Here is a 17,381-nt window from a genome sequence, read left to right on the forward strand (position 1 = left end):
TTAGTTCACGTGAACTGCAAATGATGGCATGAAGTAAGCCATGTTACCAACTTTAACGCTTTGGCCTGGTTCTGGAGCAGCAACGTAGCTACCGCCACCTAAGTAGATCGCAACGTGGTAAGTAGAACCTGGTGTACCCCAGAATAATAAGTCACCAACTTGTGCTTGGCTCACAGGGATGTGAGCACCAGCAGATTCTTGGGCGATCGTGTTGCGACCGATCTGTTTGCCAAAGTGAGCATAAACGTATTGTGTCAAACCAGAGCAGTCAAAGCCAGAAGGTGTTGAACCACCCCAAACGTAAGGAACACCGATAAATGATTGAGCGTAAGCAGCGATCGCACTACCATCAGCAGAAGCAGAAACTTGTGGTTGAGCTTGTTGTTGTGTTTGTGCAGGAGCTGCTTGTGTTTGTTGTTGCACAGGTGCCTGTGTTTGTGTTTCCTGAGCTGGAGATTGTTGTACAGGTGCTTGTTGTTGCACTTGTGGTTGAGCTTGCGTCTGTGTTTGAGTAGCTACTTCAGTTTGTTGTTGAACTGGTTGTTGTTCTTGTTGTGTTTCTTGAGCAGGTTGAGCAACTTCTTGTGTAGCTTGTGTTTCTTGTTGTGTTTGTGTTTCAGGTGTCTTAGCTGGATCGTTGATCGTCAAAGTTTGGCCAACTTGTAATGTTGCGCCTAAGTTGTTAGCTTGACGTAAAGAATCAACTGTAACACCGTAAGCTTGTGCGATCGAGTAAAGTGATTCGCCGGCTTGGACTGTGTGTGTTGTGTGGTTAGCTGAAACAACGATCTCAGGTGTTGCTGTTTGTTGTGTTTCTTGAGCAGGTTGTTCTTGAGTTGGTTGAGCAACTTCTTGTGTAGCTTCTGGTTGAGCTTGTGTGTCAACTTGAGGAGCTTGTGCTTGAGTAGGTTGTTGTGCTGGAGTTGCTTGAACAGTTCCATTAACTTTAAGAACTTTACCTGGGTGGATCAAGTAAGCATCTGCTTCAAGGCCGTTCAATTCACGTAATTTGTCAACTGTTGTGCCGTAAGTATTAGCAAGATCCCAAAGTGTATCACCGTGTTTAACAGTTACTTCGGATGTGTTTTCATCTGTAGTTGTCTTTGTTGTGTCAGCTTTAGGTGCTGTTGTCTTATCAGCATCTTTAGCTGGAACTTTTAATGTTTGACCAGTAACGATCAAGTGTGAGTTTTGATCGATATTGTTCAAAGCTTCGATAGCTTGGATCGAAACGCCGTATTTTTGGGAGAGATCCCAAACAGTGTCGTTAGCAACGACTTTATGTGTTGTATCAGCATTTGCTGTTGCTGTTGTTGTTAAGAACAGACCTGCTGCTCCAAGTGTACCGACTAAGATATTTTTTGCTGTAGATTTCAAAATTATTATTCACTCCTATAAAGATAATGTTCAGATACCGACTAACATCAATTTGACTGATAAGTCTATTTTATTCTTTTTATATTGCAACGTAATGCAAAAAAGATTACATTTTATATGCATTTTGTAATAAAGTTGCGCAAAGCCTTATACATAGTGCTTTTCAGAAAAACATTAAATTTTTTTAAAGTATGTAAAAAATAGTTGAAGCTTGATAAATTAACTTTTTTAAAATTAGAAAATGAATTTAGGAAGTAAATTATCAGGTGTAATGTTACAGTAATGTTACAAAAAATAGAAAGTTATCTATAAGCGAGTTAATCGAGTAAATAAAGATAAAAACCACTAAAATTATTTTAAAGTTCTGCGTAAATGTTACAAAAAAGTTAAATAAATGTGACTTAATTTTTTTACCATGAAGTGCTCATTAAACTGGCTGGTACTAAAATCGATTTATGGATAAAATAGGCAGTTTTATTGACTTTTGAATAATATTAAAATATTTTTAGTATTATCGAATCTTAATTTTAAACAGAAAGAAGGTCGTTGTGTGGTAGTTTACAATTTTTCAGCTGGACCGGCGATGATGCCAAGTGAAGTCGTTGAACAGATCAAAGCGGAGCTGACATCATATAAAGCAAGCCAAATGAGTGTGATGGAGATCAGCCATCGTTCTGATCTTTATGCGCAAATGTTTCAAGAAGCAAAAGCTGATCTGCGTGAACTTTTAGCAGTGCCAAAGACGCATCGGATCTTGTTTTTACAAGGTGGAGCTTCGATGCAATTTACAACAGTACCGCTCAATTTAGCGTATAAAACAAAGCGGATCGCTTTTGTCGATACCGGTCACTGGTCGCAAACAGCGATCGCCGATGCAAAATTATTGCCTGATAAAGAAGTCGATGTGATCGCCTCAGGAAGTGAGAACGGCTATACAGCTCTTCCGACCAAGATCAAAGCACAAAAAGATTATGACTATGTCCACTTGACGATCAATAATACGATCGAAGGCACGATGTTTCAAAAGTTACCAGAACTGGCAGGACAAACTTTAGTGGGCGATATCTCATCTAACATTTTAGGTTATCAGCATAACGTTGATAAATATGGTCTGTTATATGCAAGCGCGCAAAAAAATATCGGACCAGCGGGCTTGACGCTTGTGATCGTAAAAGAAGACTTGTTAGATCAAGAGCAAGATCTTCCTTCAATGCTTGATTATGTCAAACTGATCAAAGAAGACTCGAATTTGAATACTCCACCGGTCTTTCCGATCTATGCTGCCGGACTTGTCTTTAAGTGGTTGAAAAAACAAGGTGGCGTCGTGCAGATGCAACGCCAAAATGAAGAAAAGTCTAACTTATTATACGAACAACTCGATAATTCGAAATTGTTTAAAGCCACAGCTGCTAAAGCGGATCGTTCTTTGACAAATATCCCGTTTACAACTGGCGATAAAGCGTTGGACGAGCGTTTTGTGACCGAAGCGACGCAAGCTGGCCTGTGCAACTTGAAAGGGCATGCGTTAGTCGGTGGGATGCGGGCAAGTATGTATAATGCCTTTCCTTATGCTGGGGCTAAAGCACTAGTTGAGTTTATGCAAAAATTCGAACAACAACTCCACCCGAGTTTTGCCGTCTCAGCTTTGTGATATAATGAAGTTCCTTGGCAGGGGCAAGCGATCAGTTGGCGGACTGATCGCTTTTTCTAATTGGTTATGTTACGCTTGAAAATGAAAGAAGATGAACAAGATGTCAACTAAAGAAGAGCTACAAAAAATATTTGAAGAGATCAAAGCTGATCCTGAAAATGCTAAATATACTGAGCAAGGGATCGATCCTTTATATGAGATCACCCCAGAAGCTAAGATCTTGATCGTCGGGCAAGCACCGGGGAAAAGAGCGCAAGATACGCGGATCTTTTGGAATGATCCAAGTGGCGATAATCTTCGCCAATGGATGGGCGTTGACCGCGCTACTTTTTATAATTCTAAAAAATTTGCGATCTTGCCGATGGATTTTTATTATCCTGGTAAAGGGCGTTCAGGTGATCTGCCTCCGCGAAAAGATTTTGCCGCTAAGTGGCATAAGCGTTTATTGCAATATGCACCAAAGATCGAATTGACGTTACTAGTCGGCAGTTATGCAACGAAGCACTATTTAGGTCTCAAGAGCCAAACGAAGTTGACAGATATCGTGCGTGACTATAAAGGCTATCTCCCAGAATACTTTCCTCTCGTGCACCCTTCGCCCCGAAATAAGATCTGGCAAAGTAAAAACCCGTGGTTTCAAGCTGAAGTTTTGCCTGATCTCAAAGAACGTGTCCACAAGATCTTAGAAGACTGATACCAAGACCTGGCGTTACTGTCAGGTCTTTTATTTTGGAAAAATTTTGATATATATGTTTGCGAAAATTTAGGGTATAGTTTTGGAAAAACTACTCAGGGGGGCTCTATTTGAAAAATTATTTTACGATCGTGCGTAAGCATGCCGGAGTTTACCAGTTTATTGCACTTTTCTATTTGGCAATGGGGACATCAAAATATACACAGATTTTATTTTTTCAAAAAGCAGCTTTATTGAATTACTCATTTTCGTATTCAGCGATGGCGCTCGCTGGGTCTTGTGCTTTTTTGATCGCTAATAATTTAAAGGGCTGGTCTTTACAAAAGATCGTCCGCAAGACACTGCCGTTATATGCGTTGGGGATGCTCTTACGGGTGTTTCCTCAAAGTACTTTGCTCGCCATTTTGTCGGGGACGCTCAGTGGTTTAGGGGCATCTTTGACACTGTTAGTCATTCGAACGTGGCTGTATGCTCTTTCTGATCGCGATCCAACTGAAAAAGAACAATTGATCTCAGCGCGTTATACGCTAGTCCAAGTCTGTTCGTTAGGCGCCACGGTGCTTTCTGGTGGGATACTTGCGAGTATTGGGAAAGGTGACGTTGGTTATCTTTTTTTACTTAGCGTATCTGCGGGGGTGATGGCATTCCTTGGAAATACCAAGATCGATACGACCGAGCGGATCACGCCCCAGAAAAAAGGTTTTGTCTATTTACCAGAGGATAAATTACAAGGCTTAGCACTTTACCTCAGTGTTTTATTTTTAGGTTTAGCAAATGCTCTGGTGGGGCCGATCGTTGCTGCGATCTTGCGCGATCTGGGTCTGACAGTCTTTATGACGACGTTAGTGACGAGCGCTTTTAGTTTGATAACTTTAGGTGCAGCTTTCTTCTATCAGTCACCTCGGTCGACAAAACATGCGGCCCGAAATTTTTGCTTGAATCAAAGTGTGCTGATAGTCGGACTTCTCAGTTATTTGCTCTTTTTTCCAAATAAGTTTGGTGCACTGCTGGTATTTACTGTGGGTTCATTTACGTTAGCAGGCTTTTATATTTTGAGAGAACTCATGGAATATGCGATGTTTCCTAAAAATGAGACGTTGATCTATCTTGGCTTGGTGCAATCAGCTTTTTTAGTCGGCGATGCCTTAGGTAGTCCGCTTGGAACAAGTATATATACGTCATATGGGTTAAAAGTTCTGTTTAGCTTTTACGCAGTGATGCTAGGTGGCAGTACACTTGCTTATAGCGGGGTCTATCATTATTTGAAAAAGAAAAACGTTGCGAAAATGTGAGGCTCAAAAATTTTAGCATTGATTGTCTTCAACTTAATGTTTACAATCAAATATATCTAATTCTTATAGAAAGAAGATACTTAGGTCACTTTTAGACAAAGCGTGCTTTAATAAGTGATCAGCTAAGAAAAAAGGAAAAATAATGAAGCATTTTTTAAAACGTTTGATGAAAAAGCAAGATCCGGCCTTTTATAAGGCTAAAGATCTGCACTTAACTCCGTCACTCACGACTAAAGATCTCTTAGGCTTAGGGATCGGAATGGTCGTAGGCACAGCGATCTTTACTTTACCGGGGATCGTAGCGGCCGCGCACACCGGTCCGGCTGTCTCGCTTGCCTTTTTATTTGGGGCGATCGGTGCTGGGATGGCAGCTTTTGCTTACGCTGAAACATCCTCGGTCTTGCCGTTTGCTGGTTCAGCTTTTTCGTGGGTCAATGTCTTATTTGGTGAATTCTTTGGATGGTTGACGGGCTGGGCTTTACTGGCAGAATATTTTATCTCAGTTGCTTTTGTGGCCTCGGGATGGTCGGCTTATATGCAAGGCTTTTTAAGCAGTTATGGTTGGAAGCTTCCGCAAAGTGTTGCTGGTGGTTTCGATCTAAAACAAGGAACTTATATTGATCTCTTAGCCGTTATTGCGATCATAGCGGTCGGCTTTTTACTGACAAAAGGCACGCAGATCGTCAGTCGGATCGAAAATGCGATCGTTGTTATCAAAGTGGTCGTCGTGCTTTTATTTATCGTCGTGGGTCTGACTTCGATCCATCCAGAAAATTACACGCTGTTTCTCCCTGCGCACCGTCCTAACAGCAGTTTTGGAGGTTGGCAAGGGCTCTTGGCTGGGACGGCACAAGTCTTTATCGCGTATGTTGGTTTTGATGCGATCGCAGCTAATACGGCTGAGACGAAAGATCCCGCTAAAACGATGCCTCGAGGGCTCATTGGCACGCTTGTCTTAGGAACAGTCTTGTTTTTCTTAGTTTCGACAGTCTTAGTCGGGATGTTTCGATATGACTTGTATGCTAATAATGCCGAACCAGCTGCCTGGGCTTTACGCCGTTCCGGTCATTATTTGACAGCTAATCTCCTTTCGCTCGTAGCGATCATCGGGATGTTTGCGTCGTTGATCGGGATCCACATGGCCAGTTCGCGTTTGATCTACTCGTTTGGACGCGATGGTCTCCTTCCCGCACGCTTAGGTAAAACTGATCAACATAATTTGCCTAAATATGCGCTCAACTTAGTGACCGTGGCAGCGGTCATCGTGGCTGGTTTCTTACCGTTTACCTTTCTCTCAAATTTAGTTTCGGCAGGGACACTGATCGCATTTATCATGGTCTCTTTAGGGATCTACGCGTTGCGCAAACGCGAAGGCAAAGATCTCCCTAAACCAAGTTTTAAGATGCCACTATATCCGGTGTTACCAGCAGTTTCAGCTCTTTTCTCAGCCGGGATCTTTATCGGTTTGAGTAATGCTTCGAAACTTTTGATGTTAGTTTGGTTTATCATCGGGATCATCGTCTATTTTGTTTATGGGATGCACCATTCTAAATTACAAAACTAATGAAAAACGCCTGACTGTTTTATTGGTCAGGCGTTTGTTATTATTTATGTGGAAGTCGTCTTTTTTCTAAACGGGCTATTGCGCGCAAGAGAAGCAAAGTGATCACAGCTTCGATCGGCCAAGTGATCAAATTTTTAGGGACCCGTACGCTCAACAAAGCCATAACTGGGGCTTGATACATCAAGTGGATCCACAACGTATTAAAGACGATATTTGAAATAAAGATCTGGACAAATTGGTAAGTGAAGACTCGTTGCCACGAGATCTGTTGCTGGTACAAGAAAGCGCCGGCGATGATCCCAGTAATAAAAGCACTAAACGTAAAACCGATAAAAAAGGTGCTCCCAGTCGAAAAAACAGTACTTTTGAGCAGATCGACCAAAACGAGGACTAGACCACCAAGCCATGGTCCTAAGTAATACCCGATCAAAGTCGTACCGATAAAGCCCAGCCCGAATTTGACTAAAGTGTCTGCCCCAAAAGATAACTTGCTCAAAACGAGCTGTAAAGCTATCAACATCGCGGCTAAAGTAAGCGTCTGTGTAGTCAATTTGGGACTACGCCAAGATAATTTTGTCATAAAAAACATCTCCCTAAAGTTTTTGGGGGGAGACAAGCACCAGCAATTGGTAAATTATTGGTGAATGCGGAAGATACACGCGACTAAAATGACGGTTCAGCCTTCTGCCCCCGTTCACATTCCGTTCCGTGGGCCCGTAACGCATAAATTCCTACCCCTACAAGCGTTGATTTTAGCATTTATTAATAAATAAATCTACTAGTAAAAACCGAACGATAAAACTTTTTTTAAGTTAAATGTAATTAATTAGGTGAATGATAGTGGGGATATTAAGCGTGAACAACAATTAAAAGCGAATCTAGCTATACTTGATTAAAACCAAATAAATAAGGGTAAGTAGCTCACCATTATTAGTGAGACTACTTACCCTTATTTTTGATGATTAGCGATATGATCTTTTAAGATCGCAGCACCGTAGATCAAAGCTTCGATCACAGTGATGAAAAAGCTGACCGGCCAATCGGTCAAATAACTCAAATATAAACCGAACCAGACGCCAAATAAAATGAAAAAGAAATTCAAAATGATCATCTGGTAGAGGCGGTGGACAAAATATTTTGTCGCAGACGCAGGGATCGTCAATAAAACAAAGATCAACAGCGCTCCGACGATCTGAGCAGTGATACTGATCGTCAAAGCTAACATGACTAAGAAAATGATCGAGATCGTTTTATTGAAGCGTTGGTTATATTGAGCACCTTGCGAGTCAAACGAATTATACGCAAGACGTTTGAACAAGCAGATGATGACGAGCAAAAGACAAATACTCAAAGTGCTCAAAACTTGGATATCAGAGCGATCGATCCCGACGATGCTCCCAAATAAAATACTTGTCGCATAGTTAGCTTGTTTATCAGATAGCGATAAAAATAAGATCCCAAGTCCTAAAAAGATCCCTGAAAAAACACTGATCGAAGCTTCGCGGCGCCCTAAACGTTCGCCTGACATCCCGATCAACAGCGCACTCGCACTTGTGAAAAGAAGCATTCCCGCTAACGGTGAGATCCCGATAAAGATCCCAAAGGAAGCCCCGGAAAAGCCGATCTCAGAAAGCGTGTGGGTGAAAAATGACGTTTGGCGTGCGACGACAAAGGTCCCCATCACACTACAGATCAAAGCGATAAAGATCCCGGCGATAAAAGCGTAGCGCATAAAATCATAATCAAACATCGGTGTTCCCCCCTCGCTTGATCAAAGTGCCTGTTTGATCGGCTAAATGCAACTCGTAGTCGGCATAGCGCTCGATCAATTCAGGATCGTGGGTGATAAATAAGATCGTCAGCTCGTGTTTTTGCATGACTTGTTTTAACATCTGCAAGAGCTCGTGTTTGTTAGTCGTATCAAGACTTGCAGTCGCTTCATCTAAGATCAAAAGTTTAGGATCGGCACAAAGCGCTTGCGCTAAATAAGCCCGTTGCTTTTCGCCCCCCGAAGCTCGCCCTAGAGGTTGATCTTTGATCCGCGTCAATTTTGTTTCGGCTAAGATCTGGGCTAGCTTTTGGTCGCGCGCTTTCCGGTTCCAAAAAAAGGCGCGTTTTTTTAAGCCAAAAGCTACAAAATCGCGGATACAAAGTGGATAATCGTCATCGATGTTGCGCAATTGTGGTACATATTGGACTTCGTCACGGGCGACATTAAAGACGGTGTGCACCGTGTAGTTATGGGCGAGATCTTGTAATAAGTGTTTGACTAACGTTGTCTTTCCGACGCCATTTTCACCCGTGATACAAGTCAAAGCACCTTGAGGGATCTCAAAGGATAAGTTGGAAAATAATTTGCGATCGGGAATGGCAAGGTCTAAGTTATGCACAGATATGATCGGCTTCATAACAATTCTTCTCTCTAATTACTTCTTTTGTTGGATATCTAAAATAGCTTGGTATTCAGAACTGAGCCAAGAAACATAGTTTTTGTCCTTTGGTAAAGTTTCAGTAACTTTCACGACTGGGATCTTGTTTTTATGGCAAAGTTCGACGATGTTTTTGATGACTGAGCTATCGCTTTGTGTGTTTTGCACAAAGAAGGCGATCTTTTTATTTTTGATATCATCTTGAAGTTTTTTAATATCAGAATAAGAAGGATCGCTCCCTTCTTCTGTTGCTTTAGCAAAATGCTTATTTGCGATCTGATAGCCCATCTTGTTCAAAGAGTAGTCAAAAACGGGTTCTGAAACAGCTACCTTTTGATTATTGCTGTTTTGTTTGATCTTGTCTAGCATCTTTGTCAATTTAGCTAATGATTTTTTATATTTAGTCGCGTTTTGTTTGAAGCTGGCTTTATTTTGTGGTTGCATCTTGCCAAATTCAGTTGCTAAACGATCAGCTAATTTAGCCATTGTTTGTGGATCATACCAGAGATGTTCATTAGCGCCATCTTTTGTTTTCATCACTGAAGCTGCAGAGAGATATTGTTTACCATTCAATTTTTTGACCCAGTTATCATAACCAGCGCCGTTATAGACGACTAAGTCAGCTTTGGCAACTGTTTTAGCCGTTTTAGTCGTTGGTTCAAAATCATGGGGGTCAACATTTGGACTTGTGATCAAAGAGGTGACAGTTCCGTGATCACCTAAAACAGCTTTGGCAGTTTCGCCGTAAAAGTCAAGCGTCGTCACGACGTTTATTTGCGAAGAACTTGCTTTGAGCGGTGTTTGGAAAGCTCCAAGAAAAATAACAGTTAAGAGCAGTGAACTGACAGTCAACAATAACTGACGAAATTTTTTAGACATAATAAAGATGATCCTTTCTTGAATTAGTAATGATTACTATTAAGATAGTAAACTTTACCCAAAAGGCTGTCAAGGCGTAAAAAACGTGATTACGATTAAGCTTTACGCTAGAAAAGACGAGATAAGGGCTTAGGAGAATTGATTACGATTTAAAAAATATAAAAAAACCTCCGTATGGGGAATACGGAGGAAAAAAGGAGTATGCTCAACTGCAAGCAAGGGGGGCTTGCAGTGATTTCAGCTATAGGACTACACCTTGTATGATGGTTTGCTTTAGCTTATGACTATAGTATAGGGGGAAGGGTTAAAGAAAAAGTAATCGTTTTCTTAAATAATAGATACGAATTACTTAAATAAATTTAAATTACCACTCAGCTTTGAAAGCCGCTAAAAAATCAAGCATGATCTGTTGACGGGGACGCGCTAAAACTTTAGCTTCTGGCGTATTTAAAAGCTCGGGCAGTTTTAAGAGTTTTTCGTAAAAATGATTGATGATCGTCTCGTTAGCCAAGTTTCGATATTCAGTTTTATCTAATGCTTTGCGTGGTAAAATCTTTGGATCATAGATCTTTTCTTGGTGAACGGCTCCGTAATAGATCGCGCGGGTGATCCCGATCGCTCCAAGTGCATCGAGCCAATCAGCATCTTGGACGATCTGTCCAGCAAGTGAGAGCTGATATTTACCATTTAATGAACTGGCATATGACATATGGGTGATGATCTCTAAGATCTCTGCTTGCTTTTCTTGCGTGATCTTTAGGGCGGTCATCTTAGCTACGACTTCTTTTTGTGCTTGTTTAGGATCAGCAAAAAGTTTGTCGTCGACCACATCGTGTAACGTTGCGGCAGCTAGAACGACAAAGCGATCGACTTGATAATTTTTGGCGAGCTCTTTAGCAAGTTTGAGCACACGATCGATATGTGCTAAGTCATGTCCTGTCTTATCTGAAGCGAGTTTTTCTTTTGTATAAGCGTATAATGCGTCAAGTTGTGCTTTAGTATCCATAGTTATCCTTTCTTTTTCAAACTGTTATCGATGAAATCGACCATCAGATCGATGCTATACGGGGTGAAAAAAGCATCTGAACCACGGGGAGCATCGGTGAAATTATAAAGTTGGGCGTTACTTTGGGCGTTGATAAAGGCATTTAAGAGCATCGTCGCTTCTTTTGGCGGTAAAAATGGTTCTTTTGTACCATTTAAAAGTAAGACTGGTGGTAGCTTACCCGAAACTTTTTGCAAAACTTCCAGTAAAGTTGGGGCCGTTTTTTGATAACGTTTATAAGAAGCTGGTAAGGGCACAAAAAAATCTGGCGCAGAAAGCATCAAACAGCATTGGTAGCGTAAAGGTGAACGGTGGATATCTTCGTCATGTAAAGCTTGATCACGTTGTTTGAGTAAACAAAGTGCACTCAAATACGCACCAAGACCTTCACCAAACAAAACGTAGCGGTAAGGATCAAAGTGGTATTTATAAGTCTTACTAAGTAAAAAGCGGACAGCAGAGTTGATATCTTTGACCATCAAAGAAACATCGCTTTTCGAGCGATAAGAGAGCAAAGCCACTGCATATCCATAACGCGCAAAGCTAAACATTTGACTCAAGCGCTCGTCGCGTTTGACGATGTTATCGTCTGCGATATCAGGCACATAGATGAGCAAAGGAAAATGAGGCTTTGTACCTGGGCGAACAGGGGGAACGATCAAGTTCAAAGTTAAAGCTTGACCATCTTTGAAAGCATAAACTAAGTTAGTAAAGATCTGTGGGTATTTAGGGGTAGTTGCTTCATGGAGATTTAAAATGTTTTGCATCGGGATCGACTATTTTTGTCCTTTCTTAAAGAATTACAGGCGCAAACGTTAGTCTTTTCAACGTCTTAACTTGTATTTTAGTACTAAATAAATTACTATTATAATAGCACGTGAAACATAGAAATTAAATATTGTTTCACAATTCAGAAATAAGATCTAAGGGGACCAAATGACACCAGAAGAATTTAAAGAAGCTTTAGCGCAAAAAGGGATCGAGCTTAGCCCAAAACAGCTCGAACAATTTGAGATGTACTATGAATTTTTAGTTGCTACAAATGAGCATGTCAATTTGACGGCGATCACAGCTAAAGATGAAGTTTATCTTAAACATTTTTATGATTCGCTCTTACCCGCGTTAGAGATCCCAGATTTAAGCCAAAATGCTTGGACGCTCTGTGATGTCGGGGCGGGGGCTGGTTTTCCTTCACTCCCGTTAAAGATCGTCTTTCCCCAATTAAAAGTGACGATCGTTGATTCGCTCAACAAACGCATCAAGTTTTTGCATGAGCTAGCAGCTAAACTTGAGCTAGACGAGGTCTCTGTTTATCATGCGCGTGCTGAAGAATTTGCAAGTAAAAAAAGTGCGTTTCGGGAGAGCTTTGACATTGTGACCGCACGTGCCGTTGCGCGTTTGAGCGTTTTGAGCGAATTTTGTTTACCATTGACTAAAGTCGGGGGCCGTTTTATCGCTTTGAAAGCGCAAAAAGCAGGCGAAGAATTAGCTGAAGGACGCTATGCGATCAAGACTTTAGGGGGTAAATTACAAGCCGATATCGAGACGACTTTACCAAAAAGTGACGAAAAACGGCATCTGCTCGTGATCGATAAAGTCAAAGAAACGCCTAAAAAATATCCAAGAAAACCAGGAACACCGGCAAAACAACCTTTAGAAGCGCCCCAAGGGAGGAAATAAAAATGGCATTTTCATTTTTTAAAAAAAATAAGGACGAAGATGTTACTAATAAAAATCGCGTCCAAGAGATCGAGTTAGCTAAGATCGTGCCTAACCAAAATCAGCCACGAACAGTTTTTAGTGAGGAAAGCATCGCGGAATTAGCCGATACGATCTACGAACATGGTTTATTGCAACCGATCGTTTTACGAAAACTAGCGGAAGATCAATATGAGATCATTGCTGGGGAGCGGCGCTTTCGTGCAGTCACTAAACTTGGCTATGAAAAAGTTCCCGCGATCGTGCGAGAGATGAGTGATTCTGAGTCAGCTTCGCTTGCGATCATCGAAAACTTGCATCGCGAAGGTTTGACGGCAGTTGAAGAAGCTAAAGCCTATGCGCATTTAATGGAACTAAATGACTTGACCCAAAAGCAATTAGCAAAAGAAATGGGTAAGAGCCAAGGATTTGTCGCTAATAAATTGCGTTTGTTGAAATTAGAGCCAACTGTGCAAACGGCGATCTTAGACCGCAAGATCACAGAACGCCACGGAAGAAGCTTATTAGCCCTTGAACCGGCAAAGCAAGTCGAGATGTTACAAACGATCGAGACTGAGGGTCTTTCTGTCAAAGAGACTGAAGAAAAGGTCAAAGAAAGTTTAGCTCCAAAAGAAGAAGCTAAACCAAAGAAGAAACGTGCCGTTACAAAAAATGTTGCACCTAATCAAAAAGTAGCGATCAATACAGTTAAAAAAGCTGTCCAAATGGTCGAAAAATCAGGGCTCAAAGTTAATATGAGCGAAGAAAATACTACTGAATTCCATCGGATCATTATTGATATTCCAGTCGCTAGAGACTAGGGGGGATATTTTTGGGAAAAGTTATTGCACTAGCCAACCAAAAAGGTGGCGTTGGGAAGACGACCACAAGTGTCAATTTAGCTGCTTGTTTAGCCGATCAAGGCAAACGCGTTTTGTTGATCGATATGGACGCCCAAGGTAATGCGACAAGTGGGATCGGGATCGACAAAGCCCAGATCAAGCAAGATATCTATGACGTTTTGGTTAATGAAGTCTTTTTAGAAGACGTGATCTTAACGACTAAACGCAAAAATCTAGATGTCGTGCCCGCAACGATCCGTTTGTCTGGGGCTGAGATCGAACTGGCATCACAGTTTGCGCGCGAAAAGCGCTTAGCCGATGCGCTTCTTTTAGTTCAAGATGAATATGATTATCTTTTGCTCGACTGTCCGCCTTCATTAGGGATCTTGACAGTCAATGCCTTTACGGCTTGTGATTCGATCTTGATCCCTGTCCAAAGCGAATACTATGCGCTAGAAGGACTTAACCAGTTGATCAATACGTATCAATTAGTGCAAAAACACTTTAATCCTACATTAAAGATCGAAGGTGTCTTATTGACGATGTTTGATGCGCGGACTAACTTAGGCAATCAAGTCGTAAGTGAAGTCAAAGATTACTTCAAAGAAGCTGTTTATGAAACGATCATTCCGCGCAATGTCAAACTTTCTGAAGCACCGAGTTATGGTGAACCGATCGTCGATTACGATGCCAATTCAAAAGGTGCCAAAGCATACGAAGCTTTAGCAAAGGAGGTTTTGGCAGCTAATGCCACAGAAGAAAAATAAAGCCTTAGGCCGGGGACTTGAAGCCTTATTTTCCGCGGTCGAAAGCCCAAAAACAGATAAAGATGCGGTCGTGATGCTCAAGCTCGATGAGATCCGGACCAACCCATACCAACCGCGCCGAACTTTTGATGAAGAGTCTTTACAAGAGTTAGCAGCTTCGATCAAAAAGCAAGGTGTTTTCCAACCCGTGATCGTTCGTCCGTCTGCTGTGATGGGGTATGAGCTGATCGCTGGGGAGCGCCGTTTTCGGGCTTCAAAATTAGCCAAAGAAGAAACGATCCCGGCTATCATCCGTGAATTCGATGAAGAAAAGATGATGGAGATCGCCGTTTTAGAAAATCTTCAAAGAGAAGATCTGACGCCGTTAGAAGAAGCACAAGCGTATAATACTTTGATGGAAAAGCTTGATCTGACGCAAGCCCAAGTCTCAGAACGCTTAGGCAAATCACGTCCATATATCGCTAATTATTTGCGGTTATTGAGTTTACCCAAAGAAGTCAAAGACTTATTACAAGCAGGGAAACTTTCGATGGGCCAAGCGCGGACTTTACTTTCACTAAAAGATAAAAAGCTTTTAGGCAAAGTTGCGCAAAAAACAGTCAAAGAAAGTTTGACTGTGCGTCAACTTGAACAGCTCGTGAGCTCTTTGAACGGTGAGACAAAAGCTAAAAAGCCAAAGAAAACAGCTAAAAAAGATCCGCATCTTCATCACAGTGAAGAATTATTGCGGGAACGGTTGGGAACGAGCGTGTCGATCAAAGAAAATAAGAAGACTAAAAAAGGTAAGATCGAGATCGAATATCTTTCGTTAGATGATCTTAATCGGATCTTAGAGCTCTTAGAAATAAATTTAGACTAAGTGGGGGGAAAACTATGTACGAATTGCATGATATCGTTGAGATGAAAAAACCACATCCATGTGGGGTCAACCGGTGGGAGATCATCCGGATGGGGATGGACATCAAGATCGAATGTACTGGCTGCGGTCGGTTGATCATGTTGCCCCGTCGCGAATTTGATAAAAAGATGAAAAAGGTCTTAGAAAAAGCAACTAAAGAATAGGAAAGAGAGAAAGTAATCATGGCATTAACAGCAGGTATCGTTGGTTTACCAAATGTCGGCAAGTCAACATTATTTAACGCGATCACAAAGGCAGGCGCTGAAATGGCAAACTACCCCTTTGCGACGATCGAACCAAATGTCGGGATGGTCGAAGTTCCAGACGCACGGTTAGCCCGGATCGATGAGATCATTCCCGCTAAAAAGATCGTGCATACAACATTTGAATTTACTGATATCGCCGGGATCGTTAAAGGCGCAAGCAAAGGTGAAGGTCTTGGAAATAAATTCTTAGAAAATATTCGTCAAGTCGATGCGATCGTCCATGTCGTGCGCGCTTTTGATGATGAAAATATCACGCATGTGGCCAATAAAGTTGCCCCATTAGAAGATATCCAAACGATCAATTTAGAATTGATCTTAGCGGATCTTGATTCAGTCAATAAGCGTTATGCGCGGGTCGAAAAAGTGGCACGGACAAAAGATAAAGCCGCTGTCGCTGAATTTGAAGTCTTAAAGAAGATCAAACCAGCTTTAGAAGCAGAAAAACCAGTGCGTTCGCTCGAATTCAACGAAGAAGAACAAAAGATCGTTAAAGGTCTATTCTTATTGACTTCTAAACCAGTCCTTTACGTTGCTAACATCGCCGAAGAAGATATGGCTGATCCAGAAAGTTCCAAATACTACCAAGAGATCAAAGAATTTGCTGAAGCTGAAGGTTCGAAAGCTTTAGCTGTTTGTGCTCGGACTGAAGAAGAGATCGCAGAAATGGATGAAGATGAAAAACAAGAATTCCTTGAAATGGAAGGTGTGGAAGAATCAGGGCTCGATCGCTTGATCAAAGCGTCTTACAAACTTTTAGGCCTAGCGACCTTCTTTACAGCTGGAGGTAAAGAGACCCGAGCTTGGACATTCAAACAAGGAATGAAAGCTCCGCAAGTTGCAGGTGTGATCCATTCGGATTTTGAAAGAGGCTTTATTCGAGCTGAAACAGTGTCCTTTGCTGATCTAGATAAATACGGTAGCATGCAAGCTGTTAAAGAAGCTGGACGCTTACGTTCAGAAGGTAAAGCGTACGAAGTTCAAGATGGTGACATCATCGAATTTAGATTCAACGTTTAAAAATTTAACTAAAAGATCCAGCTAGGAGGGATTTGCGTGGCAGAAGAAAGTAGACGTAACGAACAAGCAGCCAAGCGCCAACAAGAACGGGCCAAAGAAGTTCAAGTGACTGTGCGCGATGGTAAATTTTCAGGGTTAACAAAGCGCAATGAAGATTATTTGTTCCATTTAGATAAAGCTTTAACAGAAAGAAACTATGATCCTGAGAAAAAAGAACAAGTTTTGACTTTGATGTATGAAGAATTAAAAGATAAACAACGTCAAGGGATCGTCGCAACTAAGCTTTACGGGACAGTCACAGAGAAAGCAGAAGAGATCGTCAATGGACCAAAAAAAGAAGATGAGCCAACAGAGCTACCTAAGTTTTGGGTCTTAGCACTTGATAATGGTTTGATCATGTTTATCATGTTTTGTATCATGTATACTTTGCTAGGACTCTTCTCACCAAAACAAGCCGATGTTAGTGGTGGCTGGATCACACTTTTAGCAACTTCAACGATCGCTGGGATCGGGCTTGCCTTCTTCTACCGTAGCATGCTGTCTGCCCGGAAAGAAAAAGGACGGAGACGTTGGATCAGGACGCTTTTAGTAACACTTGAGTTGATCTTGATCTGGATCGTGGCTTTTGGCGTGATCGCCTTTATCCCAGTCTCGATCAATAAGACGATGGAACCGATCGTTTATGCGATCTTAGCTGGTCTAGGTTACTTAGCACGACGCTATTTGAAGAAAAAATTCAACTTTAGAAGTGTAATGTTTTAACGAACTTTAGACCTGCGAGATAAACAGATAGCTTATTAAAAGACCACTGCAAGCCTCAGTCATTTTGGCGCTTAAAGTGGTCTTTTTGTTTAGAAAAGGTGTGCTCTTGAGCAAATGCGCAAATTATTAGTTGCTAGAGAGATATAGGTATTGCTAAAGTTGCGTTTTTATTAAATTTTAGATAAACTTTACGTTAGAGA

At 41.5% G+C, this 17,381-nt stretch carries 18 protein-coding genes and 1 riboswitch; of the genes, 11 read left to right on the top strand and 7 right to left on the bottom strand.

Annotated elements, in window-relative coordinates; translation table 11 throughout:
- Entirely contained in the window at nt 1-1,377 is a 1,377-nt protein-coding gene (locus QFX10_RS04470) for a C40 family peptidase (RefSeq protein WP_280607009.1), read from the bottom strand.
- A 550-nt stretch (nt 1,378-1,927) separates the two neighbouring features.
- On the opposite strand from QFX10_RS04470, the gene serC reads away from it, so the two are divergent.
- The 4 genes from serC (at nt 1,928) to QFX10_RS04490 (ending at nt 6,578) form a co-directional block, all read left to right on the top strand.
- Nucleotides 1,928-3,028, top strand: coding sequence for a 3-phosphoserine/phosphohydroxythreonine transaminase (serC, locus tag QFX10_RS04475; RefSeq protein WP_280607010.1), 1,101 nt, complete (start codon nt 1,928-1,930; stop codon nt 3,026-3,028).
- A 100-nt stretch (nt 3,029-3,128) separates the two neighbouring features.
- A complete protein-coding gene (locus QFX10_RS04480) occupies nt 3,129-3,722 on the top strand; it encodes a uracil-DNA glycosylase family protein (protein ID WP_280607011.1) in 594 nt (197 codons plus the stop codon).
- A 110-nt stretch (nt 3,723-3,832) separates the two neighbouring features.
- A complete protein-coding gene (locus tag QFX10_RS04485) occupies nt 3,833-5,014 on the top strand; it encodes an MFS transporter (RefSeq protein WP_280607012.1) in 1,182 nt (393 codons plus the stop codon).
- A gap of 142 nt (nt 5,015-5,156) precedes the next feature.
- Nucleotides 5,157-6,578 carry an APC family permease gene (locus QFX10_RS04490; RefSeq protein ID WP_280607013.1) on the top strand — a complete coding sequence of 474 codons (1,422 nt, stop codon included), beginning with the start codon at nt 5,157-5,159 and terminating at the stop codon, nt 6,576-6,578.
- Between the two features lie 40 nt (nt 6,579-6,618).
- Here the strand turns inward: QFX10_RS04490 and QFX10_RS04495 are convergent, their stop codons facing one another.
- The 6 genes from QFX10_RS04495 to QFX10_RS04520 form a co-directional block, all read right to left on the bottom strand.
- Nucleotides 6,619-7,158: a folate family ECF transporter S component gene (locus tag QFX10_RS04495; RefSeq protein ID WP_280607014.1), complete on the bottom strand. Its 540-nt coding sequence runs from the start codon at nt 7,156-7,158 to the stop codon at nt 6,619-6,621.
- Between the two features lie 56 nt (nt 7,159-7,214).
- Nucleotides 7,215-7,319, bottom strand: a riboswitch (THF riboswitch).
- Nucleotides 7,320-7,527: 208 nt separating this feature from the next.
- Nucleotides 7,528-8,328, bottom strand: a complete 801-nt coding sequence (locus QFX10_RS04500; protein ID WP_280607015.1) for a metal ABC transporter permease — start codon at nt 8,326-8,328, stop codon at nt 7,528-7,530.
- A complete protein-coding gene (locus QFX10_RS04505; protein ID WP_280607016.1) occupies nt 8,321-8,986 on the bottom strand; it encodes a metal ABC transporter ATP-binding protein in 666 nt (221 codons plus the stop codon). Before QFX10_RS04505 ends, QFX10_RS04500 begins: the two co-directional genes overlap by 8 nt.
- Nucleotides 8,987-9,004: 18 nt before the next feature.
- Entirely contained in the window at nt 9,005-9,886 is an 882-nt protein-coding gene (locus QFX10_RS04510) for a metal ABC transporter solute-binding protein, Zn/Mn family (protein ID WP_280607017.1), read from the bottom strand.
- 364 nt (nt 9,887-10,250) lie between these two features.
- Nucleotides 10,251-10,892 (bottom strand): HD domain-containing protein, encoded by a 642-nt coding sequence (locus QFX10_RS04515; protein WP_280607018.1) that lies wholly within the window; start codon nt 10,890-10,892, stop codon nt 10,251-10,253.
- A gap of 2 nt (nt 10,893-10,894) precedes the next feature.
- Entirely contained in the window at nt 10,895-11,698 is an 804-nt protein-coding gene (locus tag QFX10_RS04520; protein WP_280607019.1) for an alpha/beta hydrolase family protein, read from the bottom strand.
- Nucleotides 11,699-11,867: 169 nt separating this feature from the next.
- Between QFX10_RS04520 and rsmG the strand changes: the two genes are divergently transcribed.
- From rsmG to QFX10_RS04555, 7 genes are read left to right on the top strand one after another with little or no spacing between them, the layout of a single operon-like run.
- Entirely contained in the window at nt 11,868-12,611 is a 744-nt protein-coding gene (gene rsmG / locus QFX10_RS04525; RefSeq protein WP_280607020.1) for a 16S rRNA (guanine(527)-N(7))-methyltransferase RsmG, read from the top strand.
- A 2-nt stretch (nt 12,612-12,613) separates the two neighbouring features.
- The gene (gene noc / locus QFX10_RS04530; protein ID WP_280607021.1) at nt 12,614-13,450 is read left to right on the top strand and encodes a nucleoid occlusion protein; all 837 of its coding nucleotides are present in this window, start codon (nt 12,614-12,616) and stop codon (nt 13,448-13,450) included.
- Between the two features lie 11 nt (nt 13,451-13,461).
- Nucleotides 13,462-14,238 (top strand): ParA family protein, encoded by a 777-nt coding sequence (locus tag QFX10_RS04535; RefSeq protein ID WP_280607022.1) that lies wholly within the window; start codon nt 13,462-13,464, stop codon nt 14,236-14,238.
- Entirely contained in the window at nt 14,219-15,097 is an 879-nt protein-coding gene (locus QFX10_RS04540; RefSeq protein ID WP_280607023.1) for a ParB/RepB/Spo0J family partition protein, read from the top strand. Before QFX10_RS04535 ends, QFX10_RS04540 begins: the two co-directional genes overlap by 20 nt.
- Before the next feature lie 14 nt (nt 15,098-15,111).
- Entirely contained in the window at nt 15,112-15,300 is a 189-nt protein-coding gene (locus QFX10_RS04545; protein WP_280607024.1) for a DUF951 domain-containing protein, read from the top strand.
- A gap of 18 nt (nt 15,301-15,318) precedes the next feature.
- Complete coding sequence (ychF, locus tag QFX10_RS04550; RefSeq protein ID WP_280607025.1) at nt 15,319-16,419, top strand: redox-regulated ATPase YchF; 1,101 nt, start codon at nt 15,319-15,321, stop codon at nt 16,417-16,419.
- Between the two features lie 36 nt (nt 16,420-16,455).
- Nucleotides 16,456-17,181 (top strand): DUF1129 domain-containing protein, encoded by a 726-nt coding sequence (locus QFX10_RS04555; protein WP_280607026.1) that lies wholly within the window; start codon nt 16,456-16,458, stop codon nt 17,179-17,181.
- The last annotated feature ends 200 nt before the right edge of the window (nt 17,182-17,381 follow it).

It is taken from the genome of Ligilactobacillus faecis (genome assembly GCF_029889745.1).
In the GTDB taxonomy this organism is placed as follows: Bacteria; Bacillota; Bacilli; order Lactobacillales; family Lactobacillaceae; genus Ligilactobacillus; species Ligilactobacillus faecis.